Genomic DNA, 21438 nt, shown 5'->3' on the forward strand with positions numbered 1-21438 from the left:
CGCCCGACAGAGCGCACTCATTGTACTCCATTGGCATCATTGGCGAGTTCGTTCAAACCTTGTCTCACAGCGACTTAAGTGGGCTCGGGTTAGCTCACGCAGCGTTGCACTCGGCGAACTTTTCGCCGTGACAAACCCGGCGAGCGAAAAGCGATGGCAAAATGCGCGACCTTGGCCCATGCGCGCATCTGCATCTGAAGAACTGAAACACTTGCCACGCCACATCGCCGTTCTCGTCGCCGCCGTCATCGGCATCCTCTCCGCCAGCAGTCTCCGGGCCGAATCCTGCCGTGTCGATCATTGTCACGACGGCGATACCTGCACGCTCGACTGCGCCGGCCAGATCGTGAAGGTCCGGCTTTACTGCGTGGACGCGCCCGAGATCGGGCAGAAACCGTGGGGCAGGATCAGCCGCGATTTCCTGCGCGAGCGCCTGCCTGCGGGCAGTTCGGTCGAGCTGCTGAGGGTCCCCGGACAGCGCGACCGGCGCCAGCGCACGATCGGCGTCCTGTTGCAGCCCGATGGCGTGAACCTCAATCTCGACCAGGTGCAGTCAGGCTGGGCTGCGGTCTATCCGCAGTACTGCGCCGACCCGGTCTATTACATGGCGCAGGAAGACGCGGAAGCGCAGCGGCGCGGAATCTGGCGGACCGGCGGCGCGCAACAGCGGCCGTGGGAGTGGCGAGCTGCGAAACGGCGCAGGGGGTGAGGCTCAGAGCGTGGGGTCAGGTCTCACATTGTTCATTCCACTTGAGCAAGCAGCTATCCCCGTGACGACGCGTTCGTCAATTCATGCAAGGATGTGGGACCTGACGCCAAGCCCGCGCTCCTCGTCCGGGCGGCCTCCACATATTCGCGCAACGCAACCGCGTTGTTGTGCTCGACGTCGTGCGCGCTGAAGAGCAGCGTGACGTTGCCGTTCCGCGCCGCGGTGAGGAGCAGCTGCACGGCCCCCTGCTTCGCGTCGAGTTCCGCATGGTAGCGACGGCGAAACTCGTCCCACTTCAGCGGATCGTGGGCAAACCAGGTGCGCAACTCGGCGCTCGGCGCCACATCCTTGAGCCATTCATCGAGCAGCAAGGCCTCTTTGCGCATGCCTCTCGGCCAGAGGCGATCGACGAGGAAGCGCCTGCCATCGCCGGTATCCGCGGGATCATGGACACGCTTGACCAGAATCATTTTGCGCTCCCGATTCAAGTTTTACTGTGGCAATCGCCAACGCAGTGTTGCCGATGGCGAGCATGGCCGTGCCTTCATTACCGCCCCGCCGCGCGCATGCCGAGATAGCCCTTGATCGACGCGATGACCAGGGGCACGACGCCAAAAACGATGAACACGATGTCGCCGGGCAGTCTTAGCCACTCGATCAGGCGTGAACGGTCGCTCCCCGTATAGTCCAGGCTGCGTGCATGCCAGTAACTGTGCTCGAGCACGTCCCAGAGTTGGAGGACGCCACCGGGGAACAGGCTCAACAACACCATCATCGCCAGGCCGATGTTCGTTCCCCAGAAAGCGAGCGCGACGTATTTCTCGATGCCCGACCAGCACGCGTTGTCGCTGGACTGGCACAGCACGAACACCATCAGCGCGATCGCCAGCATGCCGAAGACGCCCATCAGCGCGGCATGCCCATGGTTGGGCGTCAGCAGGGTGCCGACCTCGTAGTAGCTGACGATCGGCAGGTTGATCAGGAAGCCGAACATGCCGGCCCCGGTGAAGTTCCAGAAGCCCACCGCCATCAGGAAATGGAAGGTCCATTTGTGCGGCATCGCGATCGCCTTGCCTACTCCCTCGGACCGTCCGCGCGTGGTGCGGACGAAATCCCAGGCGTCCAGCGTCAGCAAGGTCAGCGGAACCACCTCGAGCGCGGAGAATATCGCCGACAGCGCCATGGTGAAGCCGGACTGGCCGGTGAAATACCAATGGTGGCCGGTACCGATCACGCCGCCGATGAAGTAGAGTATGGCGTCGAGATAGATGACGCGCAGCGCGACATTGCGTCCGGTAAAACCGAGTTGAACGAAGATCAGCGCGACCACCGTCGTGGCGAAGAACTCGAAGAAGCCTTCCACCCACAGATGGATGATCCAGAAGCGCCAGGTATCGACCACCGTGAAGTGGGTCCTGGCATCGAACAACAGCGCGGGCACATAGAAGACGGGAATCGCCAGGGCGGCCACCAGGAACATCCGAACGATCGGCCTCGACGCCGGATCCGCCAGCCCGTCCGGCCGCACCAATTTCCCCAGCATCACGAACCATACCAGCAAGCCCGCCACGAGCAGGTACTGCCAGAGGCGGCCGAGCTCGAGATACTCCCAGCCCTGGTTGCCGATCCAGAACCACCAGCGGCCGAGCTGTTGGGAGATCCCCATCCACACGCCCGAGAGGCTGCCACCGATCACCAACACGAACGCAACGAACAGCGCGTGCACCCCGCCAGCGAACCAGGGCGGTTCGTCGACGCGCAGCAAGCGGCCGAGGAAAAGTGCCGCGGCGACGTAGGCGGTGGCGATCCAGAAGATCGCCAACTGCAGATGCCAGGTGCGCATCAGGTTGCTGGGGAAGAGGCGCGCCAGATCGAAACCGTAGAAGCTGCCCGGGTCCGCGCGGTAATGGGCGACTGCCCCGCCCACCAGGGCCTGCGCCAGCAACAGCAGCGCCACGATCACGAAGTATTTCACCAGCGCCTGCTGGCCCCGGCTGGATCGCCCCGGGAGCAGCCGCGCGTGAACATGCTGTGCGCGGGTCGCCCAGCCCAGGTAATCGAATTTCCCGAACGCCAGGAGAACCGCCGCGATGCCGGCCAGCAGCACCACCAGGCTCAGCGCGCTCCACAGCAGCATCCCGGAAGTAGGCACGTTGCCGACGATGGGATCGTAAGGAAAGTTGTTCGTGTAGGAATACGCCTCGCCGGGACGCATGGCCACCGAAGCCCACGCCGCCCAGCTGATGAAGGCGGCAAGCTGACGCAACTCGGCCGTATTCGCGATGAGGTCAGCCTGCAAGCCGCCGTTGCGCGAAGGATCTCGAAAGTAGTCGGTCCAGTAACCCAGCTGCTGCCCGAAGGCCACCGCTTCCGCGTCGGTCAGCTGCAGCGTTCCGCTGACTTCGTCGTAACGGTTGGTCTTGAGCAGCAACACCGCTTCGGCGCGGACCGATGCCAGTTGCGCAGCGCTCAGCGCCGCCAGAGGCTGACCGTATCGCCCTTGTGCAAGGGTCCCGGCGGTGCTCTCCCCGATCCGATGGAGTGCGTCGGCCGCATAGTCCGGACCGAGATAGGCACCGTGCCCCCAGATGCTGCCGTTGTTCATCAGACCGTACTTGAGAAAGACAGCCTGGCCGTCGCGGACATCGTCGCCAGTGAACAGCGCGACACCCTGAGGGTCCGCCACCCGCGCCGGAATCGGCGGCGCATTGCGGTAGGCGAGCATCGTGATCGAGATCAGCCCGGCGAACCCCAGCGCCATCACGATCAATACCGTGAGCAACCACCACGGCGAAAGCGGCTGGTCGTCTGCAGCGGTCAAAGCTTGCGTAACGCCGCCTGCATTCATGGGATCGCCTCCCGCCCGACAGTTTCGCGAGCTCTACGTCATAACTACATAACTATAGAAGCAACACGAAGTTTCCGCGCGTTTCATGGCCTGGGCGGCGAAGCTCGCCATGATTCTTATTGGCGCGTGACGCGACAGGCGCAGCAGTCGAAGTCACTCACAGATCCCGGCCGCAAGCTCGGCCAGGCTGTCGTGCAGCGATCTTGGCTTCGTTCCACTCGCTTGCCGGCGAGCGTCAGCGCGATGGGGGGGGATGATGTGAAGGTCGTATCCTGCCACATCGGCCGGACGGGCGTAAGCAGGAGTCCGGGGGCCACGCAGGACGGCGCGACCCGGTCACGGCGACGAGTCATGTTCGCCGTCGATTGTCGATTGCCGCGCGCGCGTGCATACTGCGGCGGGGAGATGGCGCAGCGCGTCCTCTCGGCAAGCTCCCGGCCGACGCCAGGACGAAAAAAATGCCCTTGGTTTTCAAGGGCATTCTTCAGAATGATTGGCGGAGAGGGTGGGATTCGAACCCACGGTACCTTGCAGTACGCCTGATTTCGAGTCAGGTACAATCGACCACTCTGCCACCTCTCCGCTCGAAGCCGCTATTATAGCACCGGATCGGAAAATTTGAAGAAAATTATCCTCTTTCTTGCGCTCACCCTGCTGGCAGCCTGCGGCGAGGGCGAACGCGCTCCCACTGCGTCGGATCTGCCGGCCGAGTTGCAGGTGTTGACGCGCGAAGGGCCGACCACCTACGGCAGCGAAGCCGGCGTCGGCGCGGTCGGCTTCGAGCACGACCTCGCAGAACTGTTCGCCGAGGACCTGGGGATACCGGTGCGCTTCATCGTCGCCGCCGACGAGGACGACGTGCTGCGCAGGCTGCGGCAGAACGAGGCACAGTTTGCTGCGGCCTGGCTCACCGGTGGCGATGGCAGCCTGCGCTCCAGCCGGAGCTACACGCGGACGTCGAGCCTCCTGGTCATGCACGAGGCTGCCCTGCCGATCGGCGAGATCGGCCGGCTCCAGGGCAGGACCGTCGACGTCAGGGCGGGGTCACAGCAGGCGGCGCTGCTGCGCGGCGTGCGCGAGCAGGTGCCGCAACTCAACCTGCGCGAGGACGCCACGGCTTCGTCGATGGACCTGCTCGAAGCAGTCGCAAACCGTCGCCGCGACGCCGCGCTGGTCGATCGCGCCGTCTACCGCATCGCGGTCAATTTCTACCCGGAACTGGTCGGCGACCTGGAAATCGGTGGCGAACAGCCGATCGCCTGGCTGTTCGCGCCGCGGACCAGCGACAAACTGATCGAGCGTGCCAACGCATTCCTCGAACGGGTTGCCGGCGACGGCACCCTGGCCCGGCTGATGGACCGCTACTTCGGTCATATCGAGCGACTCGACCAGGTCGACCTCGCGATCTTCCGCGAACGCACGCGCAGCCTGCTGCCGAAGTACCGGAAATTCTTCCACGAGGCGCAGGCACTGAGCGGGATCGACTGGCGGCTGCTCGCCGCCCTCGCCTACCAGGAATCGCAATGGGACCCGCTGGCGACCAGTCCGCGCGGCGTGCGCGGGATGATGATGCTGACCAACGAGACTGCCGACCACCTGCAGGTCGACAACCGGCTCGACGCGCGCGCCAGCATTCTCGCGGGGGCACGCTATGTGGCAGAACTGCGCGACGAACTGCCGCAGTCGGTCAAGGAGCCCGACCGCGTCTGGCTGGCCCTAGCGGCCTACAACATCGGCATGGGACACGTCAGGAACGCGCGCCGCCTCGCCGGCCAGTTGCGCAGCAATCCGGATTCCTGGTACGACATGAAGTCGGTCCTGCCGCAACTGTCGCGGCCGAGCGTCGCGGAGAAGCTGAGGACCAAGCCCGCGCGCGGCGGCGAGGCGGTGCTCCTGGTCGAGAACGTGCGCATCTTCGCCGACATCCTGATGCGCCACGAGCCGGCGGTGAACGCCGGCGACATCGCGCCGCTCGGGCGCGGCAAGCCACCCGGCCTGCGCGCGCCGCCGGCGGGAGGCTGAATTCAGCCGATGCGCTCGCAGCCGCCGAGGTAGGGGCGCAGCACGGTCGGCACCGTGACGCTGCCGTCGGCGTTCTGGTAGTTCTCGAGGATCGCGACCAGCGTGCGGCCGACGGCAAGGCCCGATCCGTTCAGCGTGTGCACGAGTTCAGGCTTGTTCTTCTCGCCCCGGAAGCGCGCCTGCATGCGCCTTGCCTGGAAGGCATCGAAGGTCGAGCAGGAGGAGATCTCGCGGTAGGTGTTCTGTGCCGGCAGCCAGACTTCGAGGTCGTAGGTCTTCGCCGACGAGAAGCCCATGTCGCCCGAGCACAGGAGCACGCGGCGGTAAGGTAGTTCGAGCCGTTCGAGGATCGTCTCGGCGTGGCGCGTCAGTTCCTCGTGCGCCGCTTCCGAATGCTCGGGCAGGACGACCTGCACCAGTTCGACCTTGTCGAACTGGTGCTGGCGGATCATCCCGCGCGTGTCGCGCCCGTAGGAGCCTGCTTCCGAGCGGAAGCAGGGCGTATGGCAGACGAACTTGAGCGGCAGCGCCTCGCGCGCGAGGATCTCGCCGCGCACGATGTTGGTCACCGGCACCTCGGCGGTCGGGATCAGGTACAGCGATTCGACCGCCTCGCCGTCGTCTTCGGCCTGGCGCGGAACGCGAAACAGGTCGGCCTCGAACTTGGGCAACTGGCCGGTGCCGAACAGGCTCGCCGCGTTGACGAGGTAGGGCGCGTACAGTTCCGTGTAGCCGTGTTCGAGCGTATGCACGTCGAGCATGTACTGCGCGAGCGCGCGGTGCAGGCGCGCCAGCGGCCCCTTGAGCAGGGAAAAGCGCGAGCCGGTGATCTTCGCCGCGGTCGCGAAGTCGAGCAGGCCTATGCCTTCGCCGACATCGACGTGGTCCCTGACCGGGAAATCGAAGGCGCGCGGCGTTCCCCAGCGATGCACCTCGACGTTGTCCTTCTCGTCGCGACCGCTGGGGACGCTCGGATGCGGCAGGTTGGGGATCGCGGCGACGATCGCCTCGATCTGCGGCAGGAGCGCGTTGAGGCGCTCTTCGCTCGCTTCCAGTTCGCTCTTCAGCGCGGCGACCTCGGCGAGCACGTCGCTGGCGTCCTCGCCCTTCGCCTTGCGCTGGCCGATCGTCTTCGAGAGTGCATTGCGCTGCGCCTGCAATTCCTGGGTGCGCGCCTGCAAGGACTTGCGTTCGCCTTCGAGCGCGATGAAGTCGCTGAAATCCCATTCCTTGCCACGCGTCGCGAGACGTGTGGCGACTTCGTCGAGCCTGTTTCTGAGCAATTGAATGTCGAGCATGGTCGGTCCTTGTCGTTCTGTCTCGTTCTGTCTCGTTATGCCTCGTTATGCCTCGTTCCGCCGGCCGCGCGCAAGGCGCGCTGCAGGGAAAACCGTCAATTATAAGCGAGCCGGGCGCGTGGCCGTGGCATGAAGTCCGGGCATCGCCCGCTGCGCCCGGTTCGCCGGCTGAGGCGCGCAAACAGCTGCGCAAACAGCCGCACAGACGCCTTGCTCTCGGGATATCATCGGGAATTCCGCAGCCCGACCTCCACCCGTCCATGACCCACACCCTGCACTCCCTGGCCGCGTATTGCGGCATCGCCGACGGCTTCCACGACATCTGGGGCCACTGGCATCCCGCCAGCGACGACACCCGACGCACCCTGCTCGCCGCGATGGACTTGCCGGTCGATCGGCTCGCGCCCGACGCCATCCGCGCGCAACTCGAAGACGCGGAGTGGCTGCATCCGCTGCCGCCGGTCAAGGTCGTGCGCTGTGGCGAGTCGCTGCGGCTCGAACTGAACCTGCGGCGCGCCGACTGCGAGCGCGGCTTCGGCTGGCGCGTGCAGGCCGAGGACGGCGGCGAGGGTGGCGCCATCCTCGCCAGCGGACACTTCACTGCCGCGCACCTGCACCCGCTCGGCGAGCGCAACATCGGCGGAGAGGCCTTTTCACGCCGGCTGCTCGAACTGCCGTCGCTGGACCTGCCCGGCTACCACCGCCTGCTGCTCGACATGGACGGCGCCGCCTGGACGACGATGCCGCTGATCGTCGCACCGGCGCAGAGCTACCTGCCCCCGGCGATCCGCAATGGCGGACGCGTGTGGGGACCGGCCGTCCAGCTCTACGGCCTGCGCTCGCACGCCAACTGGGGAATCGGCGACTTCGGCGACCTGCGCCGCCTGGTCGGCATCACCGGGCAGGCCGGCGGCGACATCGTCGGTCTCAATCCGCTGCACGCACTCTTTTCCGACAACCCTGCGCACATCAGCCCCTACAGCCCGTCGAGCCGGGCCGCGCTGAACACGCTCTACCTCGACGTCGAGGCCATGCCCGAGTATGCCGGGTGCGCGGCGGCCCGCGAGAAGGTCGCCTCGCCCGAATTCCAGGCGCGCCTGCGCGAGTTGCGTTCGCGCGAGCTGGTCGACTATCCGGCCGTCGCCGCGGCCAAGCGCGAGGTGATCGAACTGCTCTGGCAGCACTTCTGCAGCCTCCCCGCCGATTCGCCGCACGTTCGGGAATTCCGCCGCTACCGTGCCGAAGCCAACGGTCCGCTGCAGAAGCACGCGCTGTTCGAGGCGCTGCAGGCGCATTTCTGCGCGCAGGACGAGCGGGTCTGGGGCTGGCCGGCGTGGCCGGAAGCCTACCGCGATCCGCAGAGTCCCGCCGTCGCGGCCTCCGCTGCCGAGCACGCTGCCGCGGTGGACTACTTCGCCTGGCTGCAATGGTCGGCCGAGGCGCAGCTGACCGAGGTCGCCGCCGAGGCGCGGCGCTGCGGGCTCGCGGTCGGCCTCTATACCGACCTCGCCGTCGGCGCCAACCCCGGCGGCGCCGAAGCCTGGTGCTGGCAGGGCGTCTTCGCCAGCTGCGCCAGTACCGGCGCGCCGCCCGACGACCTCGCCCGGCAGGGCCAGGACTGGGGCCTTCATCCCTTCATCCCGCGCCGCCTGCGCGAGACCGCCTACGCGCCGTTCATCGAGGTGCTGCGCGAGAACATGAAGCACGCCGGCGCGATCCGCATCGACCACGCGATGTCGATGCAGCGGCTGTTCTGGGTTCCGGGCGGCGGCAACGCCTGCCACGGCGTCTATGTCGACTACCCGTTCGCCGACCTGCTCGCGATCGTCGCGCTGGAGAGCTGGCGCAACGAGTGCCTGGTGATCGGCGAGGACCTGGGGACGGTCCCGGAAGGCTTCCGCGAGCGCCTCGCCGCCGCCTGCCTGCTCTCCTACCGCCCGTTCATCTTCGCGCGCCGGCACGACGGCAGCTTCGCGCGTCCGGGCGAGTATCCACGCCAGGCGCTGGTCACCGCCAGCACCCACGATCTGCCGACGCTGACGGGCTTCTGGGCCGGTGCCGACCTCGACGCGCAGGCGCAATGCGGACTGTTCCCGTCGGAAGAAGCGCGCGAGCGCTTCGTCGCCGGCCGCGCGCACGACCGCTGGCGCGTGCTCGAGGTCCTGGCAAGCGAGGGACTGCAGCCCGAGTCGGAGGGCATCGACCGAAGCGCGCCGGAGTCGGCCGACACCGCGCTGATCGCCGCGATCCACCGTTTCCTCGCGCGCACGCCGTCGGAAGTGCTGGTGGTCCAGGCCGAAGACCTGTTCGGCAGCCGCGAACAGGCCAACCTGCCGGGAACGCAAGAAGACCTGCATCCCAACTGGTCGCGCCGGATCGCGGTCGAGCTCGAGGACTGGAGTGCCGACCAACGCTTCCAGCAGAACGTCGCCGCTATCTGCCAGGAGCGCGGCACGCGCTGAAGATCGGGGCGAGCGTCGCTGCCGTCTCAATCAAGGCGGCAGCGACGTACCCGGCGCGTCGGGCCTTATGGCCGTCCCACAGGAAGCTGCGCCCTCGATCTCTCGTGGCAGCGGCGGCAGCCGCGAATGGGCACAAAACGCCGGGCGCTTGCGCCTACTTCCTCGCTCTCGCCTCGCGGTCGAGCTGTTCGAGGAAGGAGAGCTTGTCGCCGATCTTCGCCTCCAGCCCTCTTGGCGTCGGCTGGTACCAGCGTGGCTCGGCCATCCCCTCGGGCAGGTAGGTCTCGCCGGCTGCATAGGCATTCGGCTCGTCGTGCGCGTAGCGATAGGCGTGACCGTAGCCGAGTTCCTTCATCAACTTGGTCGGCGCGTTCCTCAGATGCACGGGCACCTCGCGGCTCCTGTCCTTCTGCACGAAGGCGCGCGCCTGGTTGTAAGCCATGTAGCCGGCGTTGCTCTTGGCGGCAACGGCGAGATAGATGACGGCCTGGCCGAGCGCCAGTTCGCCTTCGGGCGAGCCCAGCCGTTCAAAGGTCTCCGCCGCGTCGTTGGCGATCTGCATCGCGCGCGGATCGGCGAGGCCGATGTCTTCCCAGGCCATGCGCACGATGCGCCGGGCCAGGTACTTCGGGTCGGCGCCGCCGTCGAGCATGCGACTGAGCCAGTAGAGCGCGGCGTCGGGGTGCGAACCGCGCACCGACTTGTGCAGCGCCGAGATCTGGTCGTAGAAGCTGTCGCCGCCCTTGTCGAAGCGGCGCGCGTTCAAGGTCAGCGCGTTGCCGACGAAGGCGGCCTCGATCTGGCGCACGCCGGCGGCCCTGGCGGCGGTGTCACACTGTTCGAGCAGGTTGAGGAAACGGCGCGCGTCGCCGTCGGCGTAGCCGATCAGGGTGTCGATGGCAGCGTCGTCGAAGTCGAGATGCGCGAACACGCGCTCGTGCGCGCGCCCGAACAGCTGCCTCAACTCCTCCTCGGCGAGCGGCTTGAGCACATAGACCTGCGCGCGCGACAAGAGCGCCGAATTCACCTCGAACGACGGGTTCTCGGTGGTCGCGCCGATGAAGGTGACGAGCCCGGACTCGACGAAGGGCAGGAGCCCGTCCTGCTGCGCCTTGTTGAAGCGGTGGATCTCGTCGACGAAGAGGATGGTGCGCCGGCCGTGCGCGAGGTTCTGCTCGGCCTGCTCCATCGCCGCGCGGATGTCCTTGACCCCGGAGAAGACCGCCGACAGCGCGATGAACTCACAACCGAAGGCAGCGGCGGTGAGTCGGGCCAGCGTCGTCTTGCCGACACCGGGTGGCCCCCATAGGATCATCGAATGCAGCTTGCCGGCCTGGAAGGCGAGCCTGAGCGGCTTGCCCTCGCCGAGCAGGTGCGTCTGCCCGACGACCTCGTCGAGCGTCTGCGGGCGCAGGGCCTCGGCCAGCGGTGCCGCGGGTTCCTTGCCGAACAGGTCGCCTGCTTGTGCGCTCACGGCCTGCTCACTCGCCGATCACGTCGACGCCGGCCGGCGGCGTGAAGCGGAACAGGGTCGGCGCCAGCGTCGGGTTCTTCTCGAGCCGCGAGAAGGAAAGCCGGGTCGTCTGGCCGAAGTTGTCGAAGAGTTCCATCGCGCGCAGCTCGTTGCCGGCAAAACCGATGCGCACGCGCTCGAAGCCCGTGTCGGCGTTGCGCGGGGTCGCCTCGACCCACTCCAGCCCTTCCGCCTCGCCGCCTTCCCGCAACGCGAAGCGCTTCTCCAACGCCCCGTCACCGGCGAGCAGCGCTGCCGGCGTGCTGCCGAGCGCGTCGCCCATGCGCCGCACCGTCACCTGGCGCAGGTCCGGGTCGTGCATCCAGACGCGTTCGCCGTCGCCGACCAGCAACTGGCTGTAGGGCTTGTCGACCTGCCAGCGGAACTTGCCCGGCCGCGCGAACAGCATCACGCCCGACGACTGCTGCCGGCTGCGCGCGTCGCGCGAGACGACCGTCTGCGTAAACTCGGCACGCACCGTCTTCGTCGCATCGAGGAAGCGGTGCAGCTTCTCGATCGCCGCTGCCCGGGCAGCGCCGGCACCCGCAAGCAGTGCGGCGCCGAGCACGGCGACCAACGCGACCCGGCGCAGGAACCTCTGTTGATTCATCCTTGAAACCTCTTTTCAGCCACGAAAAACACGAAAGCCACGAAACAAAACATGGGGTTGCGGTCGTTCAGTATCTAACCTATCGGGTTGTTTCCACTCCGCGTCGAACCCCATGAACGATTTCGTGTCTTTTCGTGAATTTCGTGGCCAACTGCCGTTTCCACGTCCATCACTCCTCCCTGCGTGGCGCGATCACTTCGCGACCGCCGCGCGCATCCATCGCCGAGACCAGCCCGGCCTTCTCCATCGCCTCGATCAGCCGCGCTGAGCGGTTGTAGCCGATGCGCAGGTGGCGTTGCACCAGCGAGATCGACGCGCGCTTGTTCTTGAGCACCACCTCGACAGCCTGGTCGTAGAGTGGGTCGGCCTCGGCATCGCTGCCATCGCCGTCCTCTCCACCCTCGCCGCCCTCCTCGTCGTCGGCAGTGCCGGTGAGGACACCATCGACGTAGTCGGGCGATCCGGTCGTCTTCAGGTAATCGACGATGCGGTGCACCTCGTCGTCGGCGACGAAGGCGCCGTGGACACGGGTCGGGTAGCCGGTTCCCGGCGCCATGTAGAGCATGTCGCCTTGGCCGAGCAGCGCCTCGGCGCCCATCTGGTCGAGGATTGTGCGCGAATCGATCTTCGACGAGACCTGGAAGGCGATGCGCGTCGGGATGTTGGCCTTGATCAGGCCGGTGATCACGTCGACCGACGGCCGCTGCGTCGCCAGGATCAGGTGGATGCCCGAGGCGCGCGCCTTCTGCGCCAGACGCGCGATCAGCTCCTCGACCTTCTTGCCGACGACCATCATCAGGTCGGCCAACTCGTCGATGACGACGACGATGTAGGGCATGGTCGACAGCGGCTCGGGCGTTTCCGGGGTGATCGACAGCGGGTTCGGCAGCTTCTCGCCGGCCTTCTCCGCCTCGCGGATGCGCTGGTTGAGGCCGGCGATGTTGCGCACGCCGACCGCCGACATCAGCTTGTAGCGCCGCTCCATCTCGGCGACGCACCACGACAGCGCGTTGGCCGCCTGCTTCATGTCGACGACCACCGGCGCCAGGAGGTGCGGGATGCCCTCGTAGATCGACAGTTCGAGCATCTTCGGGTCGATCAAGATCAGGCGCACGTGATCGGGCTCTGACTTGTAGAGCAGCGAGAGGATCATCGCGTTGATGCCGACCGACTTGCCCGAGCCGGTTGTCCCGGCAACCAGCACGTGCGGCATCTTGGCCAGATCGGCGACCACCGGCAGGCCGCCGATGTCCTGGCCGAGGGTGATCGTCAGTGGCGACGGGAATTCGAGGTAGGGCTTGCTCGACAGGATTTCCGAGAGTCGCACCGTCTGCCGGCGCGGATTCGGCAGTTCGAGCGCCATGCACGACTTGCCGGGAACCGTCTCGACGACGCGGATCGACACCAGCGACAGCGAGCGCGCGAGATCCTTGGCCAGATTGACGATCTGCGAACCCTTGACACCGACCGCCGGCTCGATCTCGTAGCGCGTGATCACCGGCCCCGGATAGGCAGCGAGTACCTTCACGGTGACGCCGAAGTCGGCCAGCTTGCGCTCGATCAGGCGTGCCGTGAATTCGAGGACGTCGGCGGCCGGACGCTCGGTCTGCGCGGGCGCCGGTTCGAGCAGGTTCAGCGGCGGCAGCGTGCCGCCGACCTCCGTCTCGGGGAACAGCGCCGGCTGCAGTTCGCGCTTGATGCGCTGGTCGACCTTGCTCGAACGCGGCATGGCAGCCGCCGAGGCGGCCGCCGCCGCCAGGACCGACGGCGCGGGCGGCGGCGCCGGCGCTGCATCGACCACCAGAACCGGCTCCTGTACCTCGCTGCGCTTCTTCTTGACCTCGACCACCGCCTCCCGCTGCCGCGCCGTCTGCCGGCCGATGCGCCGGTCGCGCCAGCGCTCGCCGGCGTTGCGCAGCGCGAGGACGCCGTCCTCGATCCAGCCGCCGACGCGCTCGGCGGCTGCGATCCAGGACATCCCGGTGAACACGCCCCAGCAGGCGAAGAAGACGGCGACGAGCAGCAGCGTCCCGCCGGTGAAGCCGAGATAACGGCCCGCTGCCGTCCCCGCCTCGAGGCCGAACATCCCGCCCGGCGCCAGCGGCAAGGTCGCGCCGAGCGAATGGAAGCGCAGCGATTCCAGCGCCGAACTGGAGACGAGCACGCCGGCAAAGCCGGCCAGCGCGATCAGCAAGGGCCGCCGGTCGCTGCTGCGGCTACCGTCGAGGCGCCGGTAGCCGCGCCCGACGAGTACGAAGAGCAGGACGATCAGCCACCATGCCGACAGGCCGAACAGGTAGAGCAGGAGGTCGGCGAGCCAGGCACCGGTGCGTCCGGCCGGATTGTGCACGACCGTGGCCGGCACTGCGTTCGACCAGCCCGGGTCTACGCGATCGTAGCCCCACAGCGCAATCGCCAGGAAGGCTGCGAGCGCGACCGCCACCAGCCAGCGCGCCTCCCGCAGCACGCCGACGATCTTGTCGGGCAGCGGGGTGGGGGTCGCGCCCGTGCGCTTAGAGTTCCTTGAAGACAGAAGCATCGGCAGAGGATCGGGTTCCGCGAAGGTGAGGCCACACGGCATGGACGTTCCGGCGACGGCGCCGTTCATCCAGTCCTGGCAGGAGAAGCCGGATTATAGCCCCGGCGCCGAAGCTGGCAGCGGCGCGCCAACTCAGCCACCCTGCTCCCGGACAAGACGAGGGAGAGCCGGCAGACCCGAATACTACGCGCCTGCCGCCGCCCCACGAAAACCATCCGGCATGGAGATCACCGCGTGGTCAGGCCGGCAGGCACGCAGCCCACCCGCTGCAATCGCCCCTCAGCGCCCCGGATCGACGGCGCCGATCGGGTCGATGCGCTGGTAGCTGACCTCGACCACCTCGATCTCGCGCCAGCCGGCCGGGCTCATGAAGCGGACCCGGTCGCCCTCGCGCGACTTGATCAGCGCGCGCGCCAGCGGCGACACCCAGCTGATGCGCCCGTGCGCGAAATCCGTCTCGTCGACGCCGACGATCTGGTAGCGCTGCTCGTCTCCCGCCTCGTCGGCGACGACCACCGTCGCGCCGAAAAAGACCTGGTCGGTCGCCTCGCGCGCGCAGGGATCGACGATCTCGGCGATGTCGAGGCGCTTGGTCAGGAAGCGGATGCGCCGGTCGATCTCGCGCAGCCGCTTCTTGCCGTAGAGGTAGTCGCCGTTTTCCGAGCGGTCGCCGTTCGATGCCGCCCAAGCGACGACCTCGACCACGTGCGGGCGCTCGAGGCGCAGCAGGTGATCGAGTTCGTCCTTGAGGCGGGCGTGCCCGCCCGGCGTGATGTAGTTGCGCGTTCCCGGCGGCAAGGGCGTCGCCGCGGCTTCCCCGTCCTCATCCTCGTCGTCGCGTTCGCGCGTGAATGCCTTGCTCATGCTCTCCCTTGACCCGAAGCGCCGCTTAATAACCGATGGTGAAGCCGGGCACGTCGACACGGATCATGTCGCGCCCGAGCGCCAGCGCCGCATTGCGTGCGAAGCACTCCGCCCAATCCTGGCCATCGGCAAAGCGCTGCTCGCCGCCGTAGCGCGCGACGTTCAGGATCTTGTCGATGATCAGCACCTTGCCCATCGGATTGCCCGGCTCGCACTCCAGATCGGCAAACTCGCGGTCGAACCAGCGCCTGGCCTCGTCCGCGTTTCCCTTGGCCAGACTGGCCGACGACATCTTGAACTCGTATTCCCGGTCTTTGCCGAAAGACACGATTAAGTGAGTCTGCATCGCTCTCCTCCTCGGTGATCGCACCCATTCGGGTTGCCCGCATATTCTATTCGTTTTCGCCGACCATCGGCCCCGGGCGGCGGACGCCGATCCGCTATAATCTTTGCCCGACTTTCGCTCGGCGCCCGCCGATCCCCTACTGCCCGTGCCTTCCGTCAAGCCAAGCTCCGCCGCAAAGCCCGTTCCCTCCCCCCTCACCGCCGGCAGCAGCCTGCTCCCCGGCCTGCCTGCGCTGCCGGGCGCCGGCCGCCGGCTCACGCTGCTTCCGCTGGCCGGCTCCGCCGATGCGCTGGCGATCGCGCAACTGGCGAGCGCCATGCCCGGACGCCTCTTCGCCGTGCTCACGGCGAGTGCCGGCGATGCGCAGCGCCTGCTCGACGAGATCCCGTGGTTCGCCCCCGGACTGCGCGTCCGCCTCTTGCCGGACTGGGAAACGCTGCCCTACGACAGCCTGTCGCCGCACCACGACCTGATTTCCGAGCGCCTGGCGACGCTCTACGCGGTGATGCGCGGCGACTGCGACGTGCTGCTGGCGCCGGCTTCCACCGCCGCCTGCCGCCTGGCGCCGCCCGCCTACCTCGCCGGCCACACCTTCTTCCTGAAGAAGGGCGAACGGCTCGACGTGAACGGCCTGCGCACGCAGCTGACAACCGCCGGCTACAGCCACGTCACGCAGGTAGTCTCGCCCGGCGAATACTCGGTGCGCGGCGGGCTGATCGACCTCTTCCCGATGGGTTCGCCGCTCCCTTACCGCATCGACCTGTTCGACGAAGAGATCGACAGCATCAAGACCTTCGACGTCGACACGCAGCGCACCATCTACCCGGCGCCGGAGATCCGCCTGCTGCCGGCGCGCGAGTTCCCGCTCGACGAGCGCGGCCGCACCGGCTTCCGTCAGCGTTTCCGCGAGCGTTTCGAAGGCGATCCGGCGCGCTGCCCGCTCTACCGCGACGTCTCCGCCGGCGTTGCCCCGGCCGGGATCGAATACTGGCTGCCGCTGTTCTTCGAGGAGACGGCGACGCTGTTCGACTACCTGCCCGAGAACGCGACGCTGATCACGCACGGCGCGGTCGCCGAGGCGCTGCGCGAATTCTGGAAGGACGCCGAGTCGCGCCACGCGATGCTGAACGGCGACCGTACGCGACCGCTGCTGCCGCCGGCCGAAGTCTTCCTCGCCGAGGAAGCCTTCTTCGCCGCCGCGCGCCGCCACGGCCGCATCCAGATCAGGCGCAGCGCGGCCGGCGGCGTAGCTGACAGCGAAGCTCACGGAGAAACGGCCAGCGACGAGAGCGCCGCGCCTGCCGAAGACTCGGCGCCGCCGACGATGGCGCCGCCGCCACTGGCCATCGAGCGCCGCGCCGAGGATCCGCTCAGCCGCCTCAAGGCCTTCCTCGCCGCCTACCCCGGCCGCGTACTGCTGCTCGCCGAATCGGCCGGCCGGCGCGAGACGCTCGCCGAACTGTTCGCGACGCACGGGCTGAAGCCCGCCGCCTGCGCCGACTTCGCCGCCTTCTGCGCCGGCGACGCGCGGCTCGCGCTCACCGTCGCGCCGCTGCACGAAGGCTTCCTCGTCGCCGGCGAGCATGGCGACGCGCTCGCCTTCCTGAGCGAGAGCGAGCTCTTCGCCGGCAGCCCGACGCGGCGCACCCGGCGCGAGGCGCAGCGCCGCGCCTCGATCGACAACTGGCTCAGGGACCTCACCGAACTCAAGGTCGGCGACCCGGTGGTGCACGAGCAGCATGGCATCGGCCGCTACCAGGGCCTCGTGCACCTCGACCTCGGCGAAGGCGACACCGAATTCCTCGAACTGCACTATGCCGGCGACGCCAAGCTCTACGTCCCGGTCGCGCAACTGCACGTCATCTCGCGCTATTCGGGCGCCGACCCGGACGCCGCGCCGCTGCACCCGCTCGGCTCGCCGCAGTGGGACAAAGCCAAGCGCCGCGCCGCGCTGCAGGCGCGCGACACCGCCGCCGAACTCCTGACCCTGTACGCCGCGCGCGCCGCCCGCCAGGGCCACGCCTTCGACTTCAAGGCCAACGACTACGACGCCTTCGCCGAAGGCTTCGGCTTCGACGAGACGCCGGACCAGGCCGCCGCGATCGCCGCGGTGATCGAGGACATGAAGTCGGGCCGGCCGATGGACCGCCTCGTCTGCGGCGACGTGGGCTTCGGCAAGACCGAGGTCGCGCTGCGCGCCGCCTTCTGCGCGGTCGCCGGCGGCAAGCAGGTCGCCGTGCTCTGCCCGACGACGCTCCTCTGCGAGCAGCACTACCGCACCTTCTGCGACCGCTTCGCCGACTGGCCGGTGAAGATCGCCGAGCTGTCGCGCTTCCGCTCGGCCAAGGAATCGGCTCAGGCGCTCGCCGAACTCGCCGACGGCCGCCTCGACATCGTCATCGGCACGCACAAGCTCCTGCAGAAGGACGTCAGGTTCTCGCGCCTGGGACTCGTCATCATCGACGAGGAACACCGCTTCGGCGTCCGCCAGAAGGAGGCGCTCAAGGCCCTGCGCGCCGAGGTCGACGTGCTGACGCTGACCGCGACGCCGATCCCGCGCACGCTCGGGCTCTCGCTCGAAGGCCTGCGCGACTTCTCCGTGATCACCACCGCGCCGGCCAAGCGCCTGGCGATCAAGACCTTCGTCTACACGCTCTCCGACGGCATCGTGCGCGAAGCGCTCCTGCGCGAGTTCAAGCGCGGCGGCCAGGTGTACTTCCTGCACAACGAGGTCGACACCATCGACAACATGCGCGAGAAGCTGGCCAAGCTCGTTCCCGAAGCGCGCATCGTCGTCGGCCACGGGCAGATGGGCGAGCGCGAGCTGGAGCGCGTGATGCGCGACTTCACCCAGCAGCGCGCCAACCTGCTGCTGTGCACGACGATCATCGAGACCGGCATCGACAACCCGCACGCCAACACGATCATCATCAACCGCGCCGAGAAGTTCGGCCTCGCGCAGTTGCACCAGCTGCGCGGCCGCGTCGGCCGCTCGCACCACCAGGCCTACGCTTACCTGCTCACCCACGACGAGGGCGCGCTGTCGAAGCAGGCGCGGCAGCGGCTCGAAGCGATCCAGGCGATGGAGGAACTCGGCTCGGGCTTCTACCTCGCGATGCACGACCTCGAAATCCGCGGCGCGGGCGAGGTCCTCGGCGAGAACCAGTCGGGCGAGATGCAGGAGATCGGCTTCAACCTGTACACGGAGATGCTCAACCGCGCCGTCGCCGCGCTGAAGCAGGGGCGCGAGCCCGACCTCACGCAGCCCCTGGGCCTCACCACCGAGATCAACCTGCACATGCCGGCGCTCCTGCCCGACGCCTACGCGCCCGACGTGCACGAACGGCTGACGCTCTACAAGCGGCTGGCCAACTGCGCGAGCGACGAGGAGATCGACGAGCTGCAGGAAGAACTGATCGACCGCTTCGGCGAACTGCCGGCGCAGGCGCAATGCCTCCTGGCGACGCACCGCATCCGTCTCCTCGGCAAGCCGCTCGGCATCGCCAAGCTCGACGCCACCGCCAGCCAGATCGTCGTCCAGTTCCTCCCCAACCCGCCGATCGAAGCAATCCGCATCATCGACCTGATCCAGAAGAACCGGAACTACAAGCTCGCCGGCCAGGACCGTCTGATCCTCACGCGCGCCACCGCCAACCTCGGTGAAAAGGTCGGCGCCATCCGCGAGATGTTCAAGCAACTGGCCTGAATAGAAGAACGAACTGGATTGCCACGGCGCTGCGCGCCTCGCAACGACGGGATGGCGACGCGTCATCGCGAGCCCACAGGGCGTGGCGATCCAGTACGTAGGGCTCATCTCCGGGCGCCCATGGATGGCCGGCAAGGGCGAGGAAACAGAAGAACGAACTGGATTGCCGCGGCGCTGCGCGCCTCGCAATGACGGGATGGCGACGCGTCATCGCGAGCCCGAAGGGCGTGGCGATCCAGTGCGTAGGGCTCGTATCCGGGCGCGCATGGATGGCCGGCAAGGGCGAGGAAACAGAACAACGAACTGGATTGCCACGGCGCTACGCGCCTCGCAATGACGGCAGCGGATGGGCGCGTTGCATGCCCGGGGGCGGCATAACTCGCCATGACTGGCAATTCCAGAGAATCAAGGATAACGTCCCCGGAATTGTGGGGGAATGCTCTTGCGCTGTTTCACGCTAAACTAGCGGTCTTTGTTCAGCCGACTTCTTGACCAAGGGGACGATCCATTTAATTCAAGGAATCAAGCACACCGTCCCCGAGATGATAAAACCATGACCACTGCCGATATCGACAACATCAACGTCGCGTCCTTCGACCCGATGCCGACGCCCCTGGAAATCATCGAGCGGCTGCCGCTCACCGTGGCCGCGGCCGAGTCGGTGCGGGCCGGACGCCAGGCGCTGCGTGCGATCCTCGACCGCCAGGACCCGCGCTTCTTCGTCGTCGTCGGCCCCTGCTCGATCCACGACCCGGTCGCCGGGATGGACTACGCGCGCCGGCTGAAGGCGCTGGCCGACGAGGTCGGCGACACGCTGCTGCTAGTCATGCGCGTCTATTTCGAGAAGCCGCGCACCACCACCGGCTGGAAGGGCTTCATCAACGACCCGGACATGGACGACTCGTTCCGCATCGACCGCGGCATCGAGGAGGCGCGCCGTTTCCTGCTCGCCGTCGCCGAGCTCGGGCTGCCGGTCGGTACCGAAGCGCTCGACCCGATCTCGCCGCAGTACATCGGCGATCTGATCACCTGGACCGCGATCGGCGCGCGCACCACCGAATCGCAGACCCACCGCGAGCTCTCCTCGGGCCTGTCCACGCCGGTCGGCTTCAAGAACGGCACCAACGGCGACGTCGGCATCGCCGTCAATGCGATCGTCTCCGCCTCGCGCCCGCACAGCTTCCTCGGCATCAACGAACAGGGCCGCTCGTCGATCGTGCGCACGCGCGGCAACCGCTACGGCCACCTCGTCCTGCGCGGCGGCGACGGTCGCCCGAACTACGACACGGTCAGCGTGCAGATCGCCACCGAGGCGCTGGCCAAGGCCAAGTTGCCGGCGAACATCGTCGTCGATTGCTCGCACGCCAACAGCCACAAGAAACCCGAACTGCAGCCGAAGGTGCTCGCCGACGTCGTGAACCAGGTCCGCCTCGGCAACCAGTCGATCGTCGGCGCGATGATCGAATCGAACCTCGTCGCCGGCAACCAGCCGATCCCCGACGACCCGGCCAAGCTGATCTACGGCTGCTCGGTCACCGACGCCTGCGTCGACTGGGAAACCACCGAAAAGGCGTTGCGCGAAGCCGCGGTCCTGCTGCGCGACGTGCTGCCCGCGCGCCTCTGAACAACCTCCATTTTCCGCTGACCCATCGTGAGCCGTGACCTGATCATCCTCGGCGGCGCCGTGCCGACCTTCCTCATCGACCGTGCCGCTGCCGCCACCGGCGCGGCCAGCATCGAACCGCGTCCGCCGCAGGCCGTGCGCCTGCGCGACGTCTGGCGCAACGCCGAATTCGACGCCGAGGTCGCCCCCCTGCTCCATCAGGAAAAGCTCGACTGGGCCTTCATCGACAGCGGGCGCAAGCTCGCCGACTACGGCCTGATCGTCTTCGACATGGACTCGACCTTGATCACCATCGAGTGCATCGACGAACTCGCCGACTTCGCCGGACGCAAGGCCGAAGTCTCGGCGATCACCGAAGCCGCGATGCGCGGCGAACTCGACTACCGCGAGAGCCTCGGCCAGCGCGTCGAAGTCCTCGCCGGGCTCGACGCGCGCGTCCTTGCCCGCGTCTATAGCGAGCGCCTGCAGTTGTCGCCGGGCGCCGGCGAACTGCTCGAGGCCGTGCGCGCCGCCGGCCTGCGCACCGCGATCCTCTCCGGCGGCTTCACCTACTTCACCGAGCGCCTGCGCATCGAACACGGCTTCGACTTCGCCACCTCGAACCGGCTCGAAATCGCCAACGGCAAGCTCACCGGCCGCGTCCTCGGCGAGGTCATCGACGCCGCCGCCAAGGCCGAGCACGTGCGCCGGCTGCGCGCCGAATTCGGCCTCGAGCGCGAGCAGGTGATCGCCATCGGCGACGGCGCCAACGACATCCCGATGCTCGGCGAAGCCGGCCTCGCGGTCGCCTTCCGCGCCAAGCCCGCCACCCGCGCCAAGGCCGACGCCGCGATCAACTTCGGCGGACTCGACCGGATCGCCGAAGTGCTCGGCTGAAATTCCAGGAGTGAATGAAGA

General features: G+C 67.5%; 14 protein-coding genes and 1 tRNA gene. 6 read left to right on the forward strand and 9 right to left on the reverse strand.

Going from position 1 to position 21438, the window contains the following annotated elements; all coding sequences use genetic code 11:
- Positions 1-211: 211 nt before the first annotated feature.
- Positions 212-709, forward strand: a complete 498-nt coding sequence (locus CCR84_RS03095) for a thermonuclease family protein (protein WP_207186193.1) — start codon at positions 212-214, stop codon at positions 707-709.
- 53 nt (positions 710-762) lie between these two features.
- Here CCR84_RS03095 and CCR84_RS03100 read toward each other — a convergent pair whose 3' ends face one another.
- From CCR84_RS03100 to CCR84_RS03110, 3 genes are all read right to left on the reverse strand, one after another.
- The gene (locus CCR84_RS03100; RefSeq protein ID WP_201209480.1) at positions 763-1179 is read right to left on the reverse strand and encodes a DUF488 domain-containing protein; all 417 of its coding nucleotides are present in this window, start codon (positions 1177-1179) and stop codon (positions 763-765) included.
- Between the two features lie 77 nt (positions 1180-1256).
- Entirely contained in the window at positions 1257-3557 is a 2301-nt protein-coding gene (locus tag CCR84_RS03105; RefSeq protein WP_201209481.1) for a nitric-oxide reductase large subunit, read from the reverse strand.
- A gap of 494 nt (positions 3558-4051) precedes the next feature.
- A tRNA-Ser gene (locus CCR84_RS03110) sits at positions 4052-4139 on the reverse strand.
- Positions 4140-4175: 36 nt separating this feature from the next.
- Here CCR84_RS03110 and mltF point away from each other — a divergent pair.
- Positions 4176-5579 carry a membrane-bound lytic murein transglycosylase MltF gene (gene mltF, locus CCR84_RS03115; protein ID WP_201209482.1) on the forward strand — a complete coding sequence of 468 codons (1404 nt, stop codon included), beginning with the start codon at positions 4176-4178 and terminating at the stop codon, positions 5577-5579.
- Between the two features lie 2 nt (positions 5580-5581).
- On the opposite strand, the gene serS is transcribed toward mltF, so the two are convergent.
- Positions 5582-6877: a serine--tRNA ligase gene (gene serS / locus CCR84_RS03120; RefSeq protein WP_201209483.1), complete on the reverse strand. Its 1296-nt coding sequence runs from the start codon at positions 6875-6877 to the stop codon at positions 5582-5584.
- Between the two features lie 260 nt (positions 6878-7137).
- Here serS and malQ point away from each other — a divergent pair, with 260 nt between their 5' ends.
- Complete coding sequence (malQ, locus tag CCR84_RS03125; protein ID WP_201209484.1) at positions 7138-9339, forward strand: 4-alpha-glucanotransferase; 2202 nt, start codon at positions 7138-7140, stop codon at positions 9337-9339.
- Positions 9340-9493: 154 nt separating this feature from the next.
- Here malQ and CCR84_RS03130 read toward each other — a convergent pair whose 3' ends face one another.
- The 5 genes from CCR84_RS03130 to CCR84_RS03150 all read right to left on the reverse strand — a co-directional run bounded on the left by CCR84_RS03130 (position 9494) and on the right by CCR84_RS03150 (position 15211).
- A complete protein-coding gene (locus CCR84_RS03130; RefSeq protein ID WP_338052554.1) occupies positions 9494-10813 on the reverse strand; it encodes a replication-associated recombination protein A in 1320 nt (439 codons plus the stop codon).
- 7 nt (positions 10814-10820) lie between these two features.
- Positions 10821-11462: an outer membrane lipoprotein periplasmic chaperone LolA gene (gene lolA, locus CCR84_RS03135; RefSeq protein WP_201209485.1), complete on the reverse strand. Its 642-nt coding sequence runs from the start codon at positions 11460-11462 to the stop codon at positions 10821-10823.
- Positions 11463-11631: 169 nt separating this feature from the next.
- Complete coding sequence (locus CCR84_RS03140) at positions 11632-13995, reverse strand: DNA translocase FtsK (protein WP_242508509.1); 2364 nt, start codon at positions 13993-13995, stop codon at positions 11632-11634.
- A 285-nt stretch (positions 13996-14280) separates the two neighbouring features.
- Entirely contained in the window at positions 14281-14865 is a 585-nt protein-coding gene (gene greB, locus CCR84_RS03145) for a transcription elongation factor GreB (RefSeq protein ID WP_201209487.1), read from the reverse strand.
- A 25-nt stretch (positions 14866-14890) separates the two neighbouring features.
- Positions 14891-15211 carry a hypothetical protein gene (locus CCR84_RS03150; protein ID WP_201209488.1) on the reverse strand — a complete coding sequence of 107 codons (321 nt, stop codon included), beginning with the start codon at positions 15209-15211 and terminating at the stop codon, positions 14891-14893.
- A 232-nt stretch (positions 15212-15443) separates the two neighbouring features.
- Here CCR84_RS03150 and mfd point away from each other — a divergent pair, with 232 nt between their 5' ends.
- The 3 genes from mfd to serB all read left to right on the forward strand — a co-directional run bounded on the left by mfd (position 15444) and on the right by serB (position 21417).
- Positions 15444-18917 (forward strand): transcription-repair coupling factor, encoded by a 3474-nt coding sequence (mfd, locus tag CCR84_RS03155; RefSeq protein WP_242508510.1) that lies wholly within the window; start codon positions 15444-15446, stop codon positions 18915-18917.
- A gap of 553 nt (positions 18918-19470) precedes the next feature.
- The gene (locus CCR84_RS03160) at positions 19471-20541 is read left to right on the forward strand and encodes a 3-deoxy-7-phosphoheptulonate synthase (protein ID WP_201209489.1); all 1071 of its coding nucleotides are present in this window, start codon (positions 19471-19473) and stop codon (positions 20539-20541) included.
- 27 nt (positions 20542-20568) lie between these two features.
- Positions 20569-21417 (forward strand): phosphoserine phosphatase SerB, encoded by an 849-nt coding sequence (gene serB, locus CCR84_RS03165; RefSeq protein WP_201209490.1) that lies wholly within the window; start codon positions 20569-20571, stop codon positions 21415-21417.
- The last annotated feature ends 21 nt before the right edge of the window (positions 21418-21438 follow it).

Origin of the sequence: Rhodocyclus purpureus, from assembly GCF_016653115.1 — a bacterium.
GTDB lineage: Bacteria > Pseudomonadota > Gammaproteobacteria > Burkholderiales > Rhodocyclaceae > Rhodocyclus > Rhodocyclus purpureus.

Bases quoted from the DNA above. Each gene is read 5' to 3' on its own strand.
- CCR84_RS03100 (WP_201209480.1), bottom strand. From the start codon at position 1,179: ATGATTCTGGTCAAGCGTGTCCATGATCCCGCGGATACCGGCGATGGC.
- CCR84_RS03105 (WP_201209481.1), bottom strand. From the start codon at position 3,557: ATGAATGCAGGCGGCGTTACGCAAGCTTTGACCGCTGCAGACGACCAG.
- serS (WP_201209483.1), bottom strand. From the start codon at position 6,877: ATGCTCGACATTCAATTGCTCAGAAACAGGCTCGACGAAGTCGCCACA.
- malQ (WP_201209484.1), top strand. From the start codon at position 7,138: ATGACCCACACCCTGCACTCCCTGGCCGCGTATTGCGGCATCGCCGAC.
- lolA (WP_201209485.1), bottom strand. From the start codon at position 11,462: ATGAATCAACAGAGGTTCCTGCGCCGGGTCGCGTTGGTCGCCGTGCTC.
- greB (WP_201209487.1), bottom strand. From the start codon at position 14,865: ATGAGCAAGGCATTCACGCGCGAACGCGACGACGAGGATGAGGACGGG.
- CCR84_RS03150 (WP_201209488.1), bottom strand. From the start codon at position 15,211: ATGCAGACTCACTTAATCGTGTCTTTCGGCAAAGACCGGGAATACGAG.
- CCR84_RS03160 (WP_201209489.1), top strand. From the start codon at position 19,471: ATGACCACTGCCGATATCGACAACATCAACGTCGCGTCCTTCGACCCG.